The organism is Natronococcus pandeyae (genome assembly GCF_008122205.1).
GTDB classification, from domain to species: Archaea; Halobacteriota; Halobacteria; order Halobacteriales; family Natrialbaceae; genus Natronococcus; species Natronococcus pandeyae.
Genome location: NZ_PHNJ01000002.1, coordinates 332,556 through 348,935 on the forward strand (window position 1 = coordinate 332,556; position 16,380 = coordinate 348,935).

Below are 16,380 nucleotides of genomic sequence, written 5' to 3' on the forward strand. Positions count from 1 at the left end.
AGTGAGTGCCGGAGGTCGGAGCCGAGACGATAATTCACACTATTATTCGAACGCCTAATTCGGTTTCTGGCCCATAAACTACTCTTTTCGGCCGGATTAGACACGACTAAACAATAGTATAGTATCGCAAACTATTTTACTTCGGGTAGGGGAATAGCTGCTGATGACCACTGATCCGAAGTCCGATCGTTCGAACCGGAGCCGACTGACCCGTCGAAGCGTTCTCGCGACGGGAGTCGGAGCGCTCGCCGCGAGTGCGGCGGGCTGTCTCGACGAGGATCCGCAGTCTGGAAACGGTGATGACGACGACAGCGACGACGGGGAGTACACCGTCACCGCCGGGATGCCGGCGCTCTGGGATTTCGCGCGTCAGGTCGGCGGCGATCATATCGCGGTGACCGACCTCGTTCCGACCGGCGAGCACGGCCACGACTACGACCCGGGAACGGGGATCGTCCAGGAGATCGAAGACGCCGACGCCTTCGTCTACATGCGGGACTTCGCGAGCTGGCAGGACGACGCCGCCGCAGAACTCGAGGACGACGAGAGCGTTACCGTCATCGACGCCTCCGAGGGGATCGAGTTCTTCGACAGCGAGGCCGAGGACGACGACGAACACTGGTGGATGGACCCAGTCGAGTGCCAGAACGGCGTCGACAACATCGCGGCCGGGTTCGCCGAACTCGATCCGGACCACGAAACGGAGTACGAGGACAACGCCGCCGCGTTCAACGAGGAACTCGAGGAGATCCACGAGGAGTTCGAGGACATCGTCGACCGGGCGGAGCTGAATCAGATCGTCATCGCCACCCACGATTCCTTCCAGTGGTGGAACGACCGGTACGGTGTCGATATCGACTCGCCGATCGGCATCTCACCCGACAACGAAGCCTCCGCCCAGGAGATCGAGGAGATCGAGGGGGTTATCGACGAGCACGGCATCGAACACATTCTCTACGATATCGGGGAGCCGCGCCACCTCGCGGAATCGCTCGCCGAGGAGACCGAAGCGGAGGTTCTCCCACTTTCGCCCGTCGAAACGCAACTCGAGGAGCACCCGCAGGTCGACGACATCGACCCCGAGTGGGGCTACGTCGACCACATGCGGGAGATCAACTTCCCGTCGCTCGAGATCGCGCTCGACGCAACCGGGGATTAGAGAAGGCAAATTCTATATGTAGCTGGACCAAATCACAGGTGTACTACCGTCTGTCTTCCCGATCGAGCTTCCACCATGACCCACGCAATTACCGTCGAAAACGTCACGTTCGCGTACGACGACCGGCCCGTGTTACGAGACGTCTCGCTCGCGATCGAGGAGGGCGAGTTTCTCGGGCTGATCGGCCCGAACGGCTCCGGCAAGACCACGCTCCTCAAGATCATGCTCGGCCTCCAGCAACCGGATAGCGGACGCGTCGAGCTGTTCGGGACGCCGGCGGACGCGTTCACTGACGGAACGCGGCTGGGATACGTCTCACAGCACTCGTCGGACGGGGAGTCGACGATGCCGATTTCCGTTCGCGAAGTCGTCACGATGGGGCGGTACGCCCACGCCGGAATCTCGCCGCTGGACGACGAGGATGCCGCGATCGTCGACGACGCGCTCGAACAGGTCGGAATCGCAGATCTCGCCGACCGCCGAATGAGTCGGCTATCGGGGGGACAGAAACAGCGAACGTACATCGCGCGAGCGCTCGCATCCGAAGCGGATCTGCTCGCGCTCGACGAGCCGACGGTCGGCGTCGATACGGAGTCCCGGGACGCGTTCTACGACCTGCTCGAAGACCTCAACCAGCGCGGGATCACGATCGTCCTGATCGAACACGACATCGGCGTCGTCACCGAACACGTGGACACGATCGCGTGTCTGAACGGCGAGCTCTACGAACACTGCGGAACCGCGGAGTTCCTCGAGAGCGACGCGCTCGAGCGGGCGTTCAGTTCGGCGCGAGCGGCCGGCACTGCTAGCGTCGCGTCGGGTGACTGAGCATGGCTGCCGAGATCTTCGACTCCCGCCGACAGCTCACGACGGTTGCGATCGGACTGCCGGCGACGATCGCCGCTGTCGTCGGGTTCGTCTACTGGCTCTTTCCTCCGCTGTTCGATGCGTTCTGGGGAACGACGTGCGGCGCGATCGACACGTGGCTCGTCTGCAGTACGTTTCTCCAGCACGGGTTTACGACCGGGATACTCGTCGGTCTCACCGCACCGCTGGTCGGCGCGTACCTGGTCAACCGACAGATGGCGCTGATCGGCGAAGCCCTCGCGCACACGGCATTCGGCGGCGTCGCGATCGGGCTGTTCATCGGTTCGACCGTCGAATGGGCGAACTATCCGCTGCTCTGGGCGCTGCTCGCCGCCGCGATCGCGGCGCTGGGGATGCAGTACCTCGCGGTGACGACCGACTCCTACGCCGACGTTCCGCTGGCGATCGTCCTCACCGGCAGCTTCGCGCTCGGCGTCGCCGTCATCTCCTACGGCGACGGGATCGCGTTCGGCCGGGAGATCGAGAGCTATCTCTTCGGGAACATCCTCTTCGTTCCCTTCGAGAACGTCCAGCTCATGGTCGGCCTCGCGCTCGTCGTGCTGGGAATGGTCGCGTTGACCCACAAACAGCTGTTGTTCATCACGTTCGACCGGGAGGCCGCGCGGCTGGCCCGGATCAACGTCTGGTTCTACGACACCGTGTTGATCGTCGTCACCGCGCTGGTCGTCGTCGCTGCGATGCAGATTCTCGGCGCGATCCTCGTCGCCGCGATGCTCGTCGTTCCGGTCGCGGCGGCGATGCAGCTCACCTCGAGTTTCAACCACGGACTGGTTCTCTCGGTGATCTTCGGCGAAGTAGCGGTTCTCGGCGGCATTCTGAGCTCCTACTGGCTCGACATCGCGACCGGCGCTGCGATCGTCCTCGTCGCGATCGCGATCTACCTTCTCGCGGTCCTTGGCGACCGATAAGGTGAACAATGGTTAATAATAACAAAGACAATTTTATTATCGGAGGGGCGAACTGAGCACGCATGTGGCCATGGGAACACGCGATTATGGGCTACCTGGTGTACTCGCTGTTCTGTCACGCCTACTACCGCGAGTCGCCTGGCGGTCTCGAGGCGTTCGCGGTCGTCTTCGCCTCCGTCCTCCCGGATCTCATCGACAAGCCGCTGGCGTGGGAGTTCGAGGTGTTCGAGATTGGGTACGCGATCGGCCACTCGATCTTCTTTGCAGTTCCGCTCTCGATCGCGGTCGGCGCGCTCGCCAGATCGTACGGCCGATCGCGAACCGGAATCGCGTTCGCCCTGGGCTACCTCCTGCATCTCCCCGCCGACGTCGTCGACGGCTACGTCAGGGACGGCCACTTCAGCGTCTGGATCATCCTCTGGCCGTTCAGACAGGACGAGGCCCATCTCCACGCCCACGAGCACGGCCCCGGCTTCCTCGAGCAGTTCTTCAGACTGCTCGGGGTCTACTCCCACGAACTGTTTTCCGGGGATCCGTCGACGTACATCCTGCTCCAGTTGGGAATGGCCGGCTTGGCCGGGCTGTTGTGGCTCTACGACGGTGCTCCGGTCCTCCGCGAATCCGTGCTCGGCGCCAAACGAGTCGTCGAAACGACGGTCGACCGACTGGTCGAGACCCGGAGCCGATGAACGCCCTCGTGACCGCCGGTACGGCCCCCTGTGAGGGTCGGCCCGCACGTTTATATCCGAAGCCGCGACCACAGTCCGTCAACGCTATGGACGACCGACGATGAGTACGGCAAGAATGACGGACTGGCGCCCGATCTTCGGCCACGAGCACCCCTACGACGAGCAGGTCGACGGTATCGAGACCGCAGTCGACACCGCTCGAGACGACGGCTACACCGTCATCGAGGGTGCCTGTGGGACCGGAAAGACGATGATCGCGCTCACCGCGGGGATCGACCTCGTGCGCGATCCCGACACCGACTACGAGCGCGTGTTCGTGCTCACGAGCGTCAAACAGCAACTGCGCCAGTTCGAGGCCGACCTCGAGACGATCAACGCGAACCTGCCCGACGACTGGAACCCGGTTTCGGGACTGACCCTCGTCGGCAAGGCCGACGTCTGTCCGTACAATCGCGAGGGCGCGGGCGAGATCGACGACGGCAACGTCTACGACCGGTGTGAGACGCTGCGCGATCGAACCCGCGACCTCACCGGCGAGGGCGGCGACACGACGGCCGGAACCCTGACCGCACGCGCACGCCAGCAACAGACCGGGCTCGCGGACAGCGGGCAGACGGGAACGGCCGGCCGATTTCTCGAGACTGCCGGCGAGACAGCCGCCTACCCGCCGGAGATGCCGACCTACGGCGAGGGCGGCCCCGTCGGCTCCGAAACCGAGTACTGCCCGTTCTACGCGCAGTACCTCGAGGACCTGCCGGAGGAGGAGAGCGACGGAGACGCCTCGGAGGCCGTCCCGTTCGATTTCACCAGTGCGGGCCTGCTCACGCCCGAGGACCTCGTCGCTCGCTCCGTTCGTCACGGCACCTGCCCCCACTCCGTGATGGGGGCGCTGCTCGGTCACGTCGAGGTCGTCATGGGGAACTACTACCACGCGTTCGATCCGACGACGACGACCACCTTCACCGGCGCCCTGCTCGACGACTCGACGTTCGTCGTCTGCGACGAAGCGCACATGCTCGAGCCGCGCGTGCGCGATCTGGTCAGCGACGGCGTCGCCGACAAAACCCTTCGCGACGCCGAAACGGAACTCTCGCGAGTCATCCAGCCGATCAAGTTCGAGCGAGAGGGGCGCCAGGCAGAGGGCGGGTCGAAGACGGCCGACGCCGACCTCGTGCGCGGAGAACTGGCCGACAGCGACGTCTCGTTCGAGGAACTGAACCGCACGCTCGAGTTCGTCCGGGACCTCCGGGAGGAACTCGACCGCCGGATCACCGCCCATCTCGACCGGACTCACCGGGGATGGAAGTCGAATCTAACAGACCTCGCGGACGACGAGATCCCGCTTCGAGATCCGCAGGTCCCCGCCGAGGACGAACTCTCCGAGTGGGCCACCGACGCCGGCTACAGCGACGCGGTCTGGGTTCGAGCCGAGGCCGCCGGCGCCGTCGTCGAGCGCGTCTTGAACGAGGCCGAGGACGAGGAACGCACCCGCGCCGCGCCCGCCGCCGGCCGCGTCCTCGGCGAGTGGTACCGTCGCGACCACACCGACTACTTCCGAGAGATCGAACTCGAGCGGACCTGGGACGACACCGAACCCGCCGACTCGTGGCGCCGGGCCTACACCGCCCGACTCGCCCTGCACAACTGCGTGCCGAGCGACGCTATCGGCGAGCGCCTCGGGAGCTTCGGCGGCGGGATCCTGATGAGCGCGACACTCGAGCCGATGGACGCCTTCACCGAGGTGACGGGCCTCGACTACCTCGCTCGCGAGGAGGACCGCCCGGTCGTCGAACGGCGGTACGGACTGCACTTCCCGGAGACGAACCGCGAGAGCTTCGCGGTCGCCGCACCCAAGTACACCTACGAGAACAGGGGACGGGCCGGCGAGACCAATCCGACGAGAACACACTACGCCGACGCTATCGCGAAAGTCGCTCGCCTCCCTGGAAACGTCCTCGTCGGCATGCCGAGCTACGCGGAGGCCGAGTGGGCCGCGGGCGTCGTCGAGGAGCGGATCGAGAAACCCGTCCTGCTCGACGCCGCGAGCGACGACGAGACGACCCAGTCGCTCAAAAGCGAGTTCTTCGCGGGTGACGGGAAGGTGCTCGTCACGAGCCTCCGGGGGACGCTCACCGAGGGCGTCGACTACAGCGGCGACCGGCTCTCCGCGGCCGTCGTCTGTGGCGTCCCGATCGTCAACACCTCGAGCCCCCGAACGAAAGCCGTCCGCCGGGCCTACGACGACGAGTTCGGCGACGGGTTCACCTATGCGCTGACGATCCCCGCGGTGCGGAAGGCTCGCCAGGCGATCGGTCGGGTCATCCGCTCGCCCGAGGACGTCGGCGTTCGCGTGCTGTTAGACGAGCGCTACGCCCGCGATAGCTGGGATTCGGTTCGGCCGTACCTGCCCGACGAGGGCGAGTTCCAGCCAGTCAGTCCCGACATGCTCGAGCACGGCCTCGAGCGGTTCCGTTCGCGCCTCTCGTAAAAATCGCCGTCAGTCGTCTGCCTCGAGTCCGTCGACTCACTCACCGCGACCCCCTCACGGTAACGGTCGTGGTGGTCGTCGTCTCGGCGTACAGCGAGTACAGGAGGATCGCACACCCGCTGGCCGTAAACGAACTCTGGACGGCGACGCCGAGGGCGATGCTGCCCCCGACGAGGTGGAGCACGCCGCCGAGGACCGATCCGACGGCGATACACGCGAAGCCGACGGCGACCGCCCGCAGCGCCGCGGCCTCGGTACGCTGGAACGCCCGGTAGGCGAGCACCGCGACTGCGCCACCGGTGAGCAGCGTCGCCGTATTTGCACTCGCGATGAGAACGGTGTACTCGTTCATGCGTGCGCTCGGTTCGTGTTCCTGGTCGTCGTTCGGTTCCGGGCGTGCGGTCGCTCGCGTCTCACGGTCGTGCTCTGTTCGCTCGCGTCGACACTTCAGTAGCGAGGCCGGTTCTCACTCGAAGGGAGCCGAACTGAAGATGTTCGGTACGCCTCACTGATCGTCATCGACGCGGCTGACTCGCGGCGCTATCCGCCGCCGACCGTTTGTCTCCAGTCGTCGAGCCACTCTTCGAGATCCTCTCGCAACCGGTCGTATCCGACGGAGGCCGCCTCGACCGGTATCTCCGCGTGCTCCTCGAACTCCTCGTCGAGATCGACGAACGCGCTGCTGACCGCGGGAATCTGAAGCTGTCGCTCGGCGAGTTCGGCCTGCACCTCGTTCGAGAGGGCGAAGTTGAGGAAGTCGTAGGCGAGATCGACCTCCTCGGCGTGCTCGAAGATGGCCATCCCGAGCGGGTTCTCGTACCCCTGTTCGTCCGGGAACGCGACCCGGTACCGATCCGGATCTCGATCCTCTCGGTTGGCGAGCACCGGATCGGTCGAGTAGGCGACGGACAGCGGTCGCTCGCCCGCCGCGTAGGCCTCGTCGGAGGCTGCCCAGCCGTCGGTAATCCGGGCGCCGTTCTCCTCGAGTCCACGCCAGTACTCGAGATAGTCGCTTCCGAAGGCGTCGATCGTCCAGAGGAGAAACGCCAGTCCCGAATCGGAGCGCTCGGGGTGGGGAATCAGCAGCGACTCCTCGTACTCGGGAGCAGTCAGGTCCGCGAGCGTTTCGGGGGGCTCGAGTTCACCGTGATCGCCGTTATCGACGGCATCGATCTCGTCGTCACCATCGTCACCATCGTCACCATCGTCATCGCCGACATCCTCGTAGAGGAGACAGCTGTATCGCACGCCCGAGGGGAGAACGCGACCGTTCGGATCGCCGAACTCGAGGTCCTCGCGGATGCGGTCGGCGGCCGTGATCCGATCCTGGTTGAGTTCACGGAAGAGTTCGCGCCCCTCGGGTTCGCGGTCGACCCGTGCGAGCGCGGCTGGAGTGAGCCCGAAGTAGACGTCCGCATCGATTTCGGCCTCCTGATGAACGCGCTGGACGTAGTGATCGAGACCGGCTTCTGGGATCGTCCACTGGAGTTCCGCGTCGGGAAACTCCTCCTCGAACAGTTCCCTGAGTCGCTCGTCGGCGGCTCGCTCGCCGCGGACTATCGACTCGGTGGTAGCGATCCGGAGCGTCCCGTCGAGGTCGGGCTCTTCGGGCTCGGGGTCGGGTTCGTCCTGGTCGTCGACGTCGGACGGGTCCTCCTCGTCCTCCTCGTCCGCTTCGCGGGTGAAACAGCCGGCCAACCCGGCGAGTCCACCGCTGCCGACGGCCCGTACGACCGAACGCCGTTTCATAGCGGTAGTGATACGCCGTATCATCTTAAGCGCCGGGATCGTTCCGTATCGACCGCCGTCCGTCTTCTCGCGGCGATTTCACCGGGCTCGAGCCGGGGTCAGAAGGGTTTTACCCGTCGACTGAGACTCACCGGTGTGACAGCGAACGCGAACGGAGCGCGGCGACGTCGCTACGTGCTCGCTGGTGTCGTTGCCGCACTCGGCCTCGTGACCGGAGCGATCCTGCTCGAAGTCCTCGGGACGATCCTCTTCGCGCTGACGGTCGCCTACGTTCTGCTCCCCGTACAGGGGTGGCTGGTCAGACGGGGGCTCTCGGAGTGGATGTCCGCAATCGCCGCGACGCTGATCGGGTTCGTCGGTGCGGTCGCCGTCTTCTCGCCGCTCGTCCTCACGCTGTACTTCCGAATCGACGAGGTGATCGCCCTCGTCGAGGAGGTTCCGCCGGAGATGCCGGTTACGGTGTTCGACGTGACGTACACGATCGAAGCCGGAGAGGTCCAGACGCTCGCCGTGACCTTCTTGCGTGAGCTCGCCGTCTCCGTCGTTTCGTCGCTGCCGGTGCTCGCGATCAAGTTCGCCCTCTTCGTCATCCTGCTGTTCGCATTGCTGTACAAGGGCGACGCCGCCGGGCGAGCGGCCATCGCTCCCGTTCCACACGAGTACCGTGACATCGTCCACGCGCTCGCCACTCGCGCCCGGGAGACACTGTACGCGATCTACGTGCTCCAGCTCGCTACGTCGCTCGCCTCGCTGCTAATCGGCTACCCGCTGTTTCGGCTCCTGGGCTACGATATGGCGTTCACGCTCGCGCTGTTCGCCGCGATCTTGCAGTTCGTCCCGATCATCGGCCCGAGCCTGCTCGTCGCACCGATCGCGTTCTACCACGTCGCTGCGGGCGAACTGGCTGCGGCGGCGCTGGTCGGCGTCCTCGGCGTCGGATTGGTCGCCTGGTTTCCCGACGTCGCCGTTCGACCGCGACTTGCTCGCCGCTCCGCCGGCTTGCCCGGCAGTCTCTACTTCGTCGGCTTCACCGGCGGCCTCTTTACGCTCGGCGCGATCGGGATCGTCGTCGGCCCACTGATCGTCGCGGTCTTCGTCGAGGCTGTCGACCTGCTCGCCGACGAGGTCAACGGAAACACGACGCTCGAGGACTTCGCAAGGCCGGAGTCGGAGACGACAGCCGAACCCATCGAGGCGGAACCCGGCGACTCGTCCGACGACTGATACGGTCTGTTGTAACGATTTACCGGGGTAACCGCGATACGTCTGCGGTCGCACCGGCAATGACTTACAGCAGACCGTATGACGCTCGAGTCCGCGTCTCGTCCCCGGCCTACTCATCCATCCACCTTTTCTATCTGCTCGCCGTAGAATCCGTATGGCCAGTGGCCGAACGATCATCAACGCGATCATCGGTGCCGTCGTCGGTATCGTCCTCTCGTTCATCCCGCTCTCGACGATCATCGGCGGTGCCGTCGCAGGCTTTCTCGAGGGACCGGACGAGCATGACGGGGCGCTCGCCGGCGCCCTCGCCGGTGCGGTCACGTTCGTTCCGATCGCCGCCATCGCGATTCTCGCGATCGGAGTCGTTGGCTTCGGAATGGGCGTCGCCGCCGCTCCGGCCGGGGGTTTCGCGTTTGTCGTTCTCATGATCCTCGCGCTCGTGCTGTTCGCGTTCCTCTACACCGTCGGACTGTCGCTGCTCGGCGGCTATCTCGGCGCCTACCTGGCGCGTGAGTATCCGGAACAGCACGCGAAGACGCGAGAGACGATCGGAATGGGCGGACGGGAATCGAGGAGAGGACGAACGGCGACGACCGACGGCAGTCCCCGATCGGAGACGCGGGACCCACTCGAGACCGAGCGCGACGACGTGACTCGCTCGAGCGAACCGAACCGCGGGGACCGGCCGGAAGCCGCCGAAGGCGCCGAAGCCGATGCCTCCGATCCGCTGCGGTGGCACGAAGAACACGAGTCCGACCGAGACGAGTGACGCACTCGGCTCGTACTGTCGGAGAGAACTATTCGAAGATCGGTCGCTCGAACTCGGGCATCACCAGCGATGACGGCCGGAATTTCGCGACCGGCTTCTCACTGACTTCTGTCCGGCAGTATCACTCGTACCGGAGCGCGTCGATCGGATCCGTCCGCGCCGCCCGCCAGGCCGGGTAGAGCCCCGAGAGGATCCCGACGAGGATCCCGACTGCGATCGCGAGGGCGACGTACTCGTAGGGGTAGACCAGCGGGAGATCGATGTACCACGCGCCCAGATAGCCCGCGACGAGGCCGAGCGCCGTCCCCAGTATGGCGCCGATGATTCCCAGGATCACTGCCTCCGTAAGAAAGAGGCCGAGCACGTCCCGGTTCTGCGCCCCGACCGCTTTCATGATCCCGATCTCGCGGGTGCGCTCGGTGACGCTGACGAGCATGATGTTCGCGATCCCGATCGAGCCCACCAGCAGGGAGATGGCGGCGATGCCGACGATGAAGTTCTGCAGGAGATCGAGGATGTCCTGGAGCTGCTGGAGCAGCTCCGTGCTCGTCTGGAACGTGACCTCGAGGTCGTCGCCGAGGAACTCGCTCGCATCGGCTGCGTCGCTCTCGAGGTACGCGACGGTGCTCTCGCGGGCGGCGTCGATATCCGCCTCGCTGGTGGACTCCGCCTCGACGATGATGGCGATGAAGCGAGCGTCGGCGCCGTCCCCGCCGTTCGTCTCGGCACCGTCTTCGCCCCCTCCATCGCCGATTCCGAACCCGCCCGCCTGCTCGACGTAGTAGGGATCGGTCGGTACGTAGATCCGCGGCGACGATTCGAACCCCTCGAACGGGCTCAGTCCCTCGGAGCTGTCGGTGATACCGACGACTTCGACCGTCGTCTGCTCGCCGCCGATGACCGTGATCGTGAGTTCGTCGCCGACGGTGACGTTCTCCTCGAACTGCTCCGCGGCCGCGGGGTTGATCACTGCCTCGCGTTCGCCCATCTCGAACTGCCTGCCGTCCGCGAGTCGCTCCTCACGGATGTACGACGGGCCGGACGCGATCAGTCCGTCGCCCTGGGCGATCTGTTCGTCCCCGTCGGACACCGACTGGCTCTGGATCGGCGCGTAGCCGTAGGCTGCCTCTACTTCCTCGAGTTCCTCGACCGACTCGAGATCGTCCTGGCTAAATATCGGTTGTGCGCCCGCCAGCGGCCCGCCCTCGGTGTCGGGGTCGGCGGCCCAGCCGTAGACGTTGCGCTGGTCGTCCGGGCTGATGTCGCCGATGATCCCGGCTTGCAGGCTCGCGCCGAGCGTGACGAAGGCGATCACCGCCGCGATCCCGATCACGACCCCGAGCGTCGTCAGTGCAGAGCGAAGTTTGTGTCCGCGGATCGACCGCCAGGCCAGGCGTAGACTCGCACCCGGACGCATCAGCGGTTCGCCCCGCTGTCGAGTTCGTCGGTCACGCCGTCGAGTTCCTCGATGCGTTCGATCTTTCCGTCGAGCAAGTGGACGATCCGTTCTGCTCGCTCGGCGACGTGGCGCTCGTGGGTGACGACGACCATCGTCGTTCCGGCCTCGTGAAACTCGCCGAAGAGGTCGAGCACCTCGGCTTCCGTCTCGGTATCGAGGTTTCCGGAGGGTTCGTCGGCCAGCACGATCGCCGGATCGTTCACCAGCGCCCGCGCAAGTGCGACTCGCTGGCGCTGGCCGCCGGAGAGTTCGTTCGGCCGGTGATCCTCCCGGTCGGCGAGGCCGACCCGCTCGAGCAACGCCCGCGCCCGCTCTCGGCGTTCGACCCGGTCGGCGCCCTGGAATAGCTGGGGGAGCGCGACGTTCTCGAGCGCGGTCAGCCGCGGCATGAGGTTGAACGTCTGGAAGACGAAGCCGACCTGCGTTCCCCGAAGACGGGTTCGTTCGCGTCCGCTGAGACTCCCGACGTTACGGTCGTCGATGAACACGTCTCCCTCGGAGGGCGTGTCGAGACAGCCGACCAGGTTCATCAGCGTCGACTTTCCCGAGCCGCTGGGGCCCATGATCGCCGTGTACGAGCCGCGAGGGATCTCGAGTGAGACCCCGTCGAGCGCGTGGACGGGTTCGCCGACGCGGTAGGTCTTGCGGACGTTCGAGAGCGAGACCGCCGTGTCGGTAGTCGCCATGGGGTCCCGTCTACGGAATCAAGGAAAAAGATACCTGACCGACGGGGCGCTCGAGTCTCCCTGTTCGAACTGGCTGTAGGGCACCGTCACGATCGTCGCTCGAACGCTGAGCGTGAAGCGACGCTCGCGTCGGGCCCGTCGAATTCGGAGCAAAGAGGGTGCGGTGCGGCTGCGACCGCTGGTGGAAGATTGTGACGTCTGACGACCGTAGCTCACCGTGTGGCCCAGCCATCTCACACTCTCGCCGAGAGCGACAAGTACCCTTCCTCCAGTACGTGTTGCACGGTATGAAACACGTTTCCCAGCGAGACGGACTCACGTCGTCCCCGTCGAGACGGTCCTGCGCCAGGGCCACGCGATTACGTAGCGTCAGTGGACGGGTTCCCCTATCGGTACCGAGGGATTCGTCTCACAGAGTGAAAGTCTGCGGATAGTACAAAACGAGCGGCGTCGAACACGAAGACGGCCACAGGGGATGGCCAGCAGGGAATACAGCCAGCCACACGCGTGGCGTGCGACCCATCATTTTTGTCGGAACCGTCGTCCCGCTCGAGCCTCGAGCGAGTCGCTCGCCGACGAAACGGCAAACGGGCGTCGACACGACTGCAACGTTTTTGCCGCCGGGGTTCGCTCCACGACGTATGAAGACCGAAGGCGGAGCCGACGCGGCGAAGCGGCGTGCGGGTGAACGTGCGGCCGAGGAGGTCGAGGGCGGGTTCGTCGTCGGGCTCGGAACCGGCTCGACGACGGCCCACGCGATCGAAGCGATCGGACGGGCCGTCGACGACGGACTCGACGTGCGTGGCATTCCGACCTCCTTTCAGTCCCGCCAGCTAGCGCTCGAGGCCGGCATCCCCCTCACTACTCTCGACGCGGTCGAGGGGATCGACCTCTCGATCGACGGCGCCGACCAGGTCGTCGACGACGCCGACGCAGCGGCGTTCGGCACGCTCATCAAGGGTGGTGGCGCGGCCCACGCACGCGAAAAGTTCGTCGACGCGGCAGCGGATCGGTTCGTCGTCGTCGCGGATCCGTCCAAGCTGGCCGCTCGACTCGAGCGCCCGGTTCCAGTCGAAGTCCTCCCCGACGCCCACACCGTCGTCGCCGACCGCGTCGGCGACCTCGGCGGCGAACCGACGCTGCGAAGCGCCGAAGGGAAGGACGGCCCAGTGGTAACCGACAACGGAAACCTGGTGCTCGACTGTGAGTTCGGCCCGATCGACGATCCCGAGACGCTGGCGGCTCGGCTCTCGAGGGTTCCGGGGATCGTCGAACACGGCATCTTCGTCGATCTGGCGGACACGACGTACGTTGGAACGGACGACGGGGTCGAAGAACGCCAGTACTGAGAGCGCCGCTGACGGTTAGTTCTGGCCGCTCGTCGCGTCGTCTGTCGACTCGTCACCGAACACCGAGAGCGCGACGACAGTCAGGTAGAGCACGCCCAGGAGACGGGCTGCGGGCTTGATCCACGGTTTCAACTCGAGTTCGTCGACGTTCTCGTAGACCAGCGTCTGACTCAGTTCGATGATCGGCTGTGGCAGGACCACCAGCACTCCCCCGACGACTCCGAGAAGCGTGCTGGCGATCGTCGACCCCGACTCCCGGCGGGCGAGCAGCCAGACGAACAGGGCCCCCTCGAGTCGGGCTCCGTGAAGCGCCCAGGGCCGCAGTTCCGCCTCCTCGGGATTCTCGAGCCCGATCCGCTCGCAGGCGTCGATAACCGGTTGTGGCTTCGCGATTTCGAAGATACCGAACGCGATCAACAGTTTGCGCAACATCTCTGCTCTCGCTGTACGTCGGGAACCGTGAAAAAATCGGGCCCGGCTTTCGACTGTCACACCACTCGCCGGACCGTGAACGGACACCTTTTCAACACCCTCGGTCCGTTATTCGGTAGAGACAATTCGATGCCCGAAACAGCCGACAGAAAGGACGACCACATTCGCATCATCGAGGAAGAAGACGTCGAGACGGCGGGAACGGGGTTCGCCGATATCGAACTGATCCACGAGGCACTCCCGGAGATTCACCGCGACGAGGTCGACACGACGACGACCCTGTTCGGATCCGAGGTGGCCGCGCCGATCGTCATCGAGAGCATGACCGGCGGCCACCCGAACACGACGAAGATCAACCGGGCGCTCGCCGAAGCCGCCCAGCGAACGAACGTCGCGATGGGCGTCGGCAGCCAGCGCGCCGGCCTCGAACTCGACGACGAGGAGTTGCTCGAGTCCTACACGGTCGTCCGCGAGGTCGCGCCGGACGCAGTCCTCTACGGGAACATCGGCGCCGCACAACTGCTCGAGTACGACCTCGAGGCCGTCGAGGAGGCAGTGGAGATGATCGACGCCGACGCGATGGCGATCCACCTGAACTTCCTCCAGGAGGCGGTCCAGCCGGAGGGCGACGTCGACGCCCGCGGCTGTCTCGCCGAGATCGAACGCGTCGCCGACGGTCTCTCGGTGCCGGTCGTCGTCAAGGAGACCGGAAACGGGATCTCCGGATCGACCGCGCAGCGACTCGCCGACGCCGGCGTGGACGCCATCGACGTCGCGGGCCAGGGCGGCACGACGTGGTCGGGAATCGAGTCCTACCGGGCGGCTGCGGTCGGTGACGACAGGCGCGAGCAGGTCGGCAAGCTATTCCGAGCGTGGGGAATTCCGACCGCCGTGAGCACGCTCGAGGCCACCGCGGCCCACGACTGCGTGATCGCCAGCGGCGGCGTCCGCTCCGGTCTCGACGTCGCGAAGGCCATCGCGCTCGGCGCACGCGCCGGTGGTCTCGCGAAGCCGTTCCTCCGGCCAGCGGGGCAGGGTGCCGACGCGGTCACCGAACTGATCGAGACGCTCACGCTCGAACTCGAGACGGCGATGTTCGTCACCGGCTCGGATTCGATCGACGACCTTCGGGACACCGAGTACGTGGTCTCCGGCCGGACCAAGGAGTACCTCGAGCAGCGTCGCTAACGGGGTTCCTCCATTCTTGTGGTGACTCGACGCTACGAGATAGTCCAGTTCCCGTCGCCACCGGTAGTTACAGTCCGTTCGATCGCGAACTGACGGCCAGCGCTGTCGCTGATGGGTGTTTCGTCTGCCCGCTGCGCACTCGGCTTCAGTTGGGACTCTCCTGTCGGTGCGTCGATAAAAATAATCTCGAGTGGCGCGTCTTACAGGTCGCGAGGCTGGACCGTCTTCCGGTCGTTTGCCTCGGCACGGCGTGCGGCGTCCTCGAGAAGCTGGTCGACTTCCTCGTCGAGTGCGTCGTAGAAGTCCGACGCGACGTTCTTGTCATCGAGCGCTTCCTTCACAGCTGCTTTGACGATAAGGTCTGCCATACGCTGTATCCGTTCCTGTTTCCCTATTATAAGTGTTTTGGTTAATTCGCACGATACCGGGGTTGCAGCGGTTAGTTCGCCTGTTTGGCCTCCCCATTTCACCGGAAAATATATGTTTGATGAGTTCGCCAATCCGATTTCCCCGCGCTGGAACCGGAGGAACCGGCTCGCGCGCGGTCTGGCTCTGCTCGCGCGCGTTTCCGAAACCGACTCGACTCGACGGGCGGTCGACGGATTCGAGTGTGTCCGTCGCCGAGAGCAGGTATGCGCGAACTCCTCGAGGCCGTCGCCGACGGCTCGCTCTCGCCGACCGAGGCGGAGGCCGAACTCAGGGGCTACGTGACCGGAGACGCAGGCCGGTTCGACGCCGCCCGACAGCAGCGCCGCGGGATTCCGGAAGGCATCTTCGCGGCGGGCAAATCCGCCCCCCAGGTCGTCGCTCTCGCCGAAACCGCACTCGAGACCACCGGCCGAGCGCTGATCACCCGGGCCGACGACGAACAGATCGAGACGCTCGAGTCTACTCTTCTCGAGTCGTTTCCCGACGCCACGCTCGAGCGCTGGAGTTCGACCGTGCTCGTTCGCACGGCCGACCACGAGCAATCGACGCTCGACGCGACCGTCGGTATCGTCACCGCGGGAACCGTCGACGGACCGGTCGCAGACGAGGCTGCGGCCGTCTGTCGGGACGCCGGCGCGACGATCGATCGCGTCGACGACATCGGCGTCGCGGCGCTCGACCGGATGCTCGACCAGCTCGAGCGACTCCGCGAGACGGACGTACTGATCGTCGCCGCCGGCCGCGAGGGCGCCCTGCCGACGGTCGTCGCCGGCCTCGTCGACACGCCGGTGATCGGCGTTCCGGTCTCGAGCGGCTACGGCCACGCCGGCGACGGCGAGGCGGCGCTTTCGGGGATGCTTCAGTCCTGTACGGTGCTGTCGGTCGTCAACGTCGACGCGGGATTCGTCGCAGGTGCACAGGCGACGCTGATTGCGCGGGCGCTCGACGACGCTCGAAACTGAC

At 65.5% G+C, this 16,380-nt stretch carries 16 protein-coding genes; 10 read left to right on the forward strand and 6 right to left on the reverse strand.

What is annotated here, in order from left to right; genetic code table 11:
* Positions 1 to 163 precede the first annotated feature (163 nt).
* The 5 genes from CV102_RS05200 to CV102_RS05220 all read left to right on the forward strand — a co-directional run bounded on the left by CV102_RS05200 (position 164) and on the right by CV102_RS05220 (position 6,132).
* On the forward strand, positions 164 to 1,159 hold the full coding sequence (locus tag CV102_RS05200) for a metal ABC transporter substrate-binding protein (RefSeq protein ID WP_148856832.1): 996 nt from the start codon (positions 164 to 166) through the stop codon (positions 1,157 to 1,159).
* 75 nt (positions 1,160 to 1,234) lie between these two features.
* Positions 1,235 to 1,987, forward strand: coding sequence for a metal ABC transporter ATP-binding protein (locus CV102_RS05205; RefSeq protein WP_148856833.1), 753 nt, complete (start codon positions 1,235 to 1,237; stop codon positions 1,985 to 1,987).
* 2 nt (positions 1,988 to 1,989) lie between these two features.
* Complete coding sequence (locus CV102_RS05210) at positions 1,990 to 2,955, forward strand: metal ABC transporter permease (protein ID WP_148856834.1); 966 nt, start codon at positions 1,990 to 1,992, stop codon at positions 2,953 to 2,955.
* 62 nt (positions 2,956 to 3,017) lie between these two features.
* Complete coding sequence (locus CV102_RS05215) at positions 3,018 to 3,644, forward strand: metal-dependent hydrolase (protein ID WP_148856835.1); 627 nt, start codon at positions 3,018 to 3,020, stop codon at positions 3,642 to 3,644.
* A gap of 115 nt (positions 3,645 to 3,759) precedes the next feature.
* Entirely contained in the window at positions 3,760 to 6,132 is a 2,373-nt protein-coding gene (locus CV102_RS05220) for an ATP-dependent DNA helicase (RefSeq protein ID WP_148857108.1), read from the forward strand.
* A gap of 40 nt (positions 6,133 to 6,172) precedes the next feature.
* Here CV102_RS05220 and CV102_RS05225 read toward each other — a convergent pair whose 3' ends face one another.
* Both CV102_RS05225 and CV102_RS05230 read right to left on the reverse strand, forming a co-directional pair.
* Positions 6,173 to 6,484 carry a DUF7521 family protein gene (locus CV102_RS05225; RefSeq protein ID WP_148856836.1) on the reverse strand — a complete coding sequence of 104 codons (312 nt, stop codon included), beginning with the start codon at positions 6,482 to 6,484 and terminating at the stop codon, positions 6,173 to 6,175.
* A gap of 188 nt (positions 6,485 to 6,672) precedes the next feature.
* The gene (locus CV102_RS05230; RefSeq protein WP_148856837.1) at positions 6,673 to 7,881 is read right to left on the reverse strand and encodes a thiamine ABC transporter substrate-binding protein; all 1,209 of its coding nucleotides are present in this window, start codon (positions 7,879 to 7,881) and stop codon (positions 6,673 to 6,675) included.
* Between the two features lie 135 nt (positions 7,882 to 8,016).
* Between CV102_RS05230 and CV102_RS05235 the strand changes: the two genes are divergently transcribed.
* Together CV102_RS05235 and CV102_RS05240 are read left to right on the forward strand one after the other, a co-directional pair.
* The gene (locus CV102_RS05235; protein WP_233710635.1) at positions 8,017 to 9,105 is read left to right on the forward strand and encodes an AI-2E family transporter; all 1,089 of its coding nucleotides are present in this window, start codon (positions 8,017 to 8,019) and stop codon (positions 9,103 to 9,105) included.
* Between the two features lie 154 nt (positions 9,106 to 9,259).
* Entirely contained in the window at positions 9,260 to 9,874 is a 615-nt protein-coding gene (locus CV102_RS05240) for a DUF5518 domain-containing protein (RefSeq protein WP_148856838.1), read from the forward strand.
* A 121-nt stretch (positions 9,875 to 9,995) separates the two neighbouring features.
* On the opposite strand, the gene CV102_RS05245 is transcribed toward CV102_RS05240, so the two are convergent.
* Together CV102_RS05245 and CV102_RS05250 are read right to left on the reverse strand one after the other, a co-directional pair.
* Positions 9,996 to 11,291 (reverse strand): ABC transporter permease, encoded by a 1,296-nt coding sequence (locus tag CV102_RS05245; RefSeq protein WP_148856839.1) that lies wholly within the window; start codon positions 11,289 to 11,291, stop codon positions 9,996 to 9,998.
* On the reverse strand, positions 11,291 to 12,019 hold the full coding sequence (locus CV102_RS05250; protein WP_148856840.1) for an ABC transporter ATP-binding protein: 729 nt from the start codon (positions 12,017 to 12,019) through the stop codon (positions 11,291 to 11,293). The genes CV102_RS05245 and CV102_RS05250 overlap by 1 nt, the downstream gene beginning before the upstream one ends.
* A gap of 641 nt (positions 12,020 to 12,660) precedes the next feature.
* On the opposite strand from CV102_RS05250, the gene rpiA reads away from it, so the two are divergent.
* Entirely contained in the window at positions 12,661 to 13,368 is a 708-nt protein-coding gene (gene rpiA / locus CV102_RS05255; RefSeq protein WP_148856841.1) for a ribose-5-phosphate isomerase RpiA, read from the forward strand.
* Positions 13,369 to 13,383: 15 nt separating this feature from the next.
* Here rpiA and CV102_RS05260 read toward each other — a convergent pair whose 3' ends face one another.
* The gene (locus CV102_RS05260; RefSeq protein WP_148856842.1) at positions 13,384 to 13,800 is read right to left on the reverse strand and encodes a hypothetical protein; all 417 of its coding nucleotides are present in this window, start codon (positions 13,798 to 13,800) and stop codon (positions 13,384 to 13,386) included.
* A 129-nt stretch (positions 13,801 to 13,929) separates the two neighbouring features.
* Between CV102_RS05260 and fni the strand changes: the two genes are divergently transcribed.
* Positions 13,930 to 14,988, forward strand: a complete 1,059-nt coding sequence (gene fni / locus CV102_RS05265; RefSeq protein ID WP_148856843.1) for a type 2 isopentenyl-diphosphate Delta-isomerase — start codon at positions 13,930 to 13,932, stop codon at positions 14,986 to 14,988.
* 200 nt (positions 14,989 to 15,188) lie between these two features.
* Here fni and CV102_RS05270 read toward each other — a convergent pair whose 3' ends face one another.
* Positions 15,189 to 15,356, reverse strand: coding sequence for a DUF1931 family protein (locus CV102_RS05270; RefSeq protein ID WP_086888072.1), 168 nt, complete (start codon positions 15,354 to 15,356; stop codon positions 15,189 to 15,191).
* 264 nt (positions 15,357 to 15,620) lie between these two features.
* On the opposite strand from CV102_RS05270, the gene larB reads away from it, so the two are divergent.
* Positions 15,621 to 16,379 carry a nickel pincer cofactor biosynthesis protein LarB gene (gene larB / locus CV102_RS05275; RefSeq protein ID WP_148856844.1) on the forward strand — a complete coding sequence of 253 codons (759 nt, stop codon included), beginning with the start codon at positions 15,621 to 15,623 and terminating at the stop codon, positions 16,377 to 16,379.
* Position 16,380 lies beyond the last annotated feature (1 nt).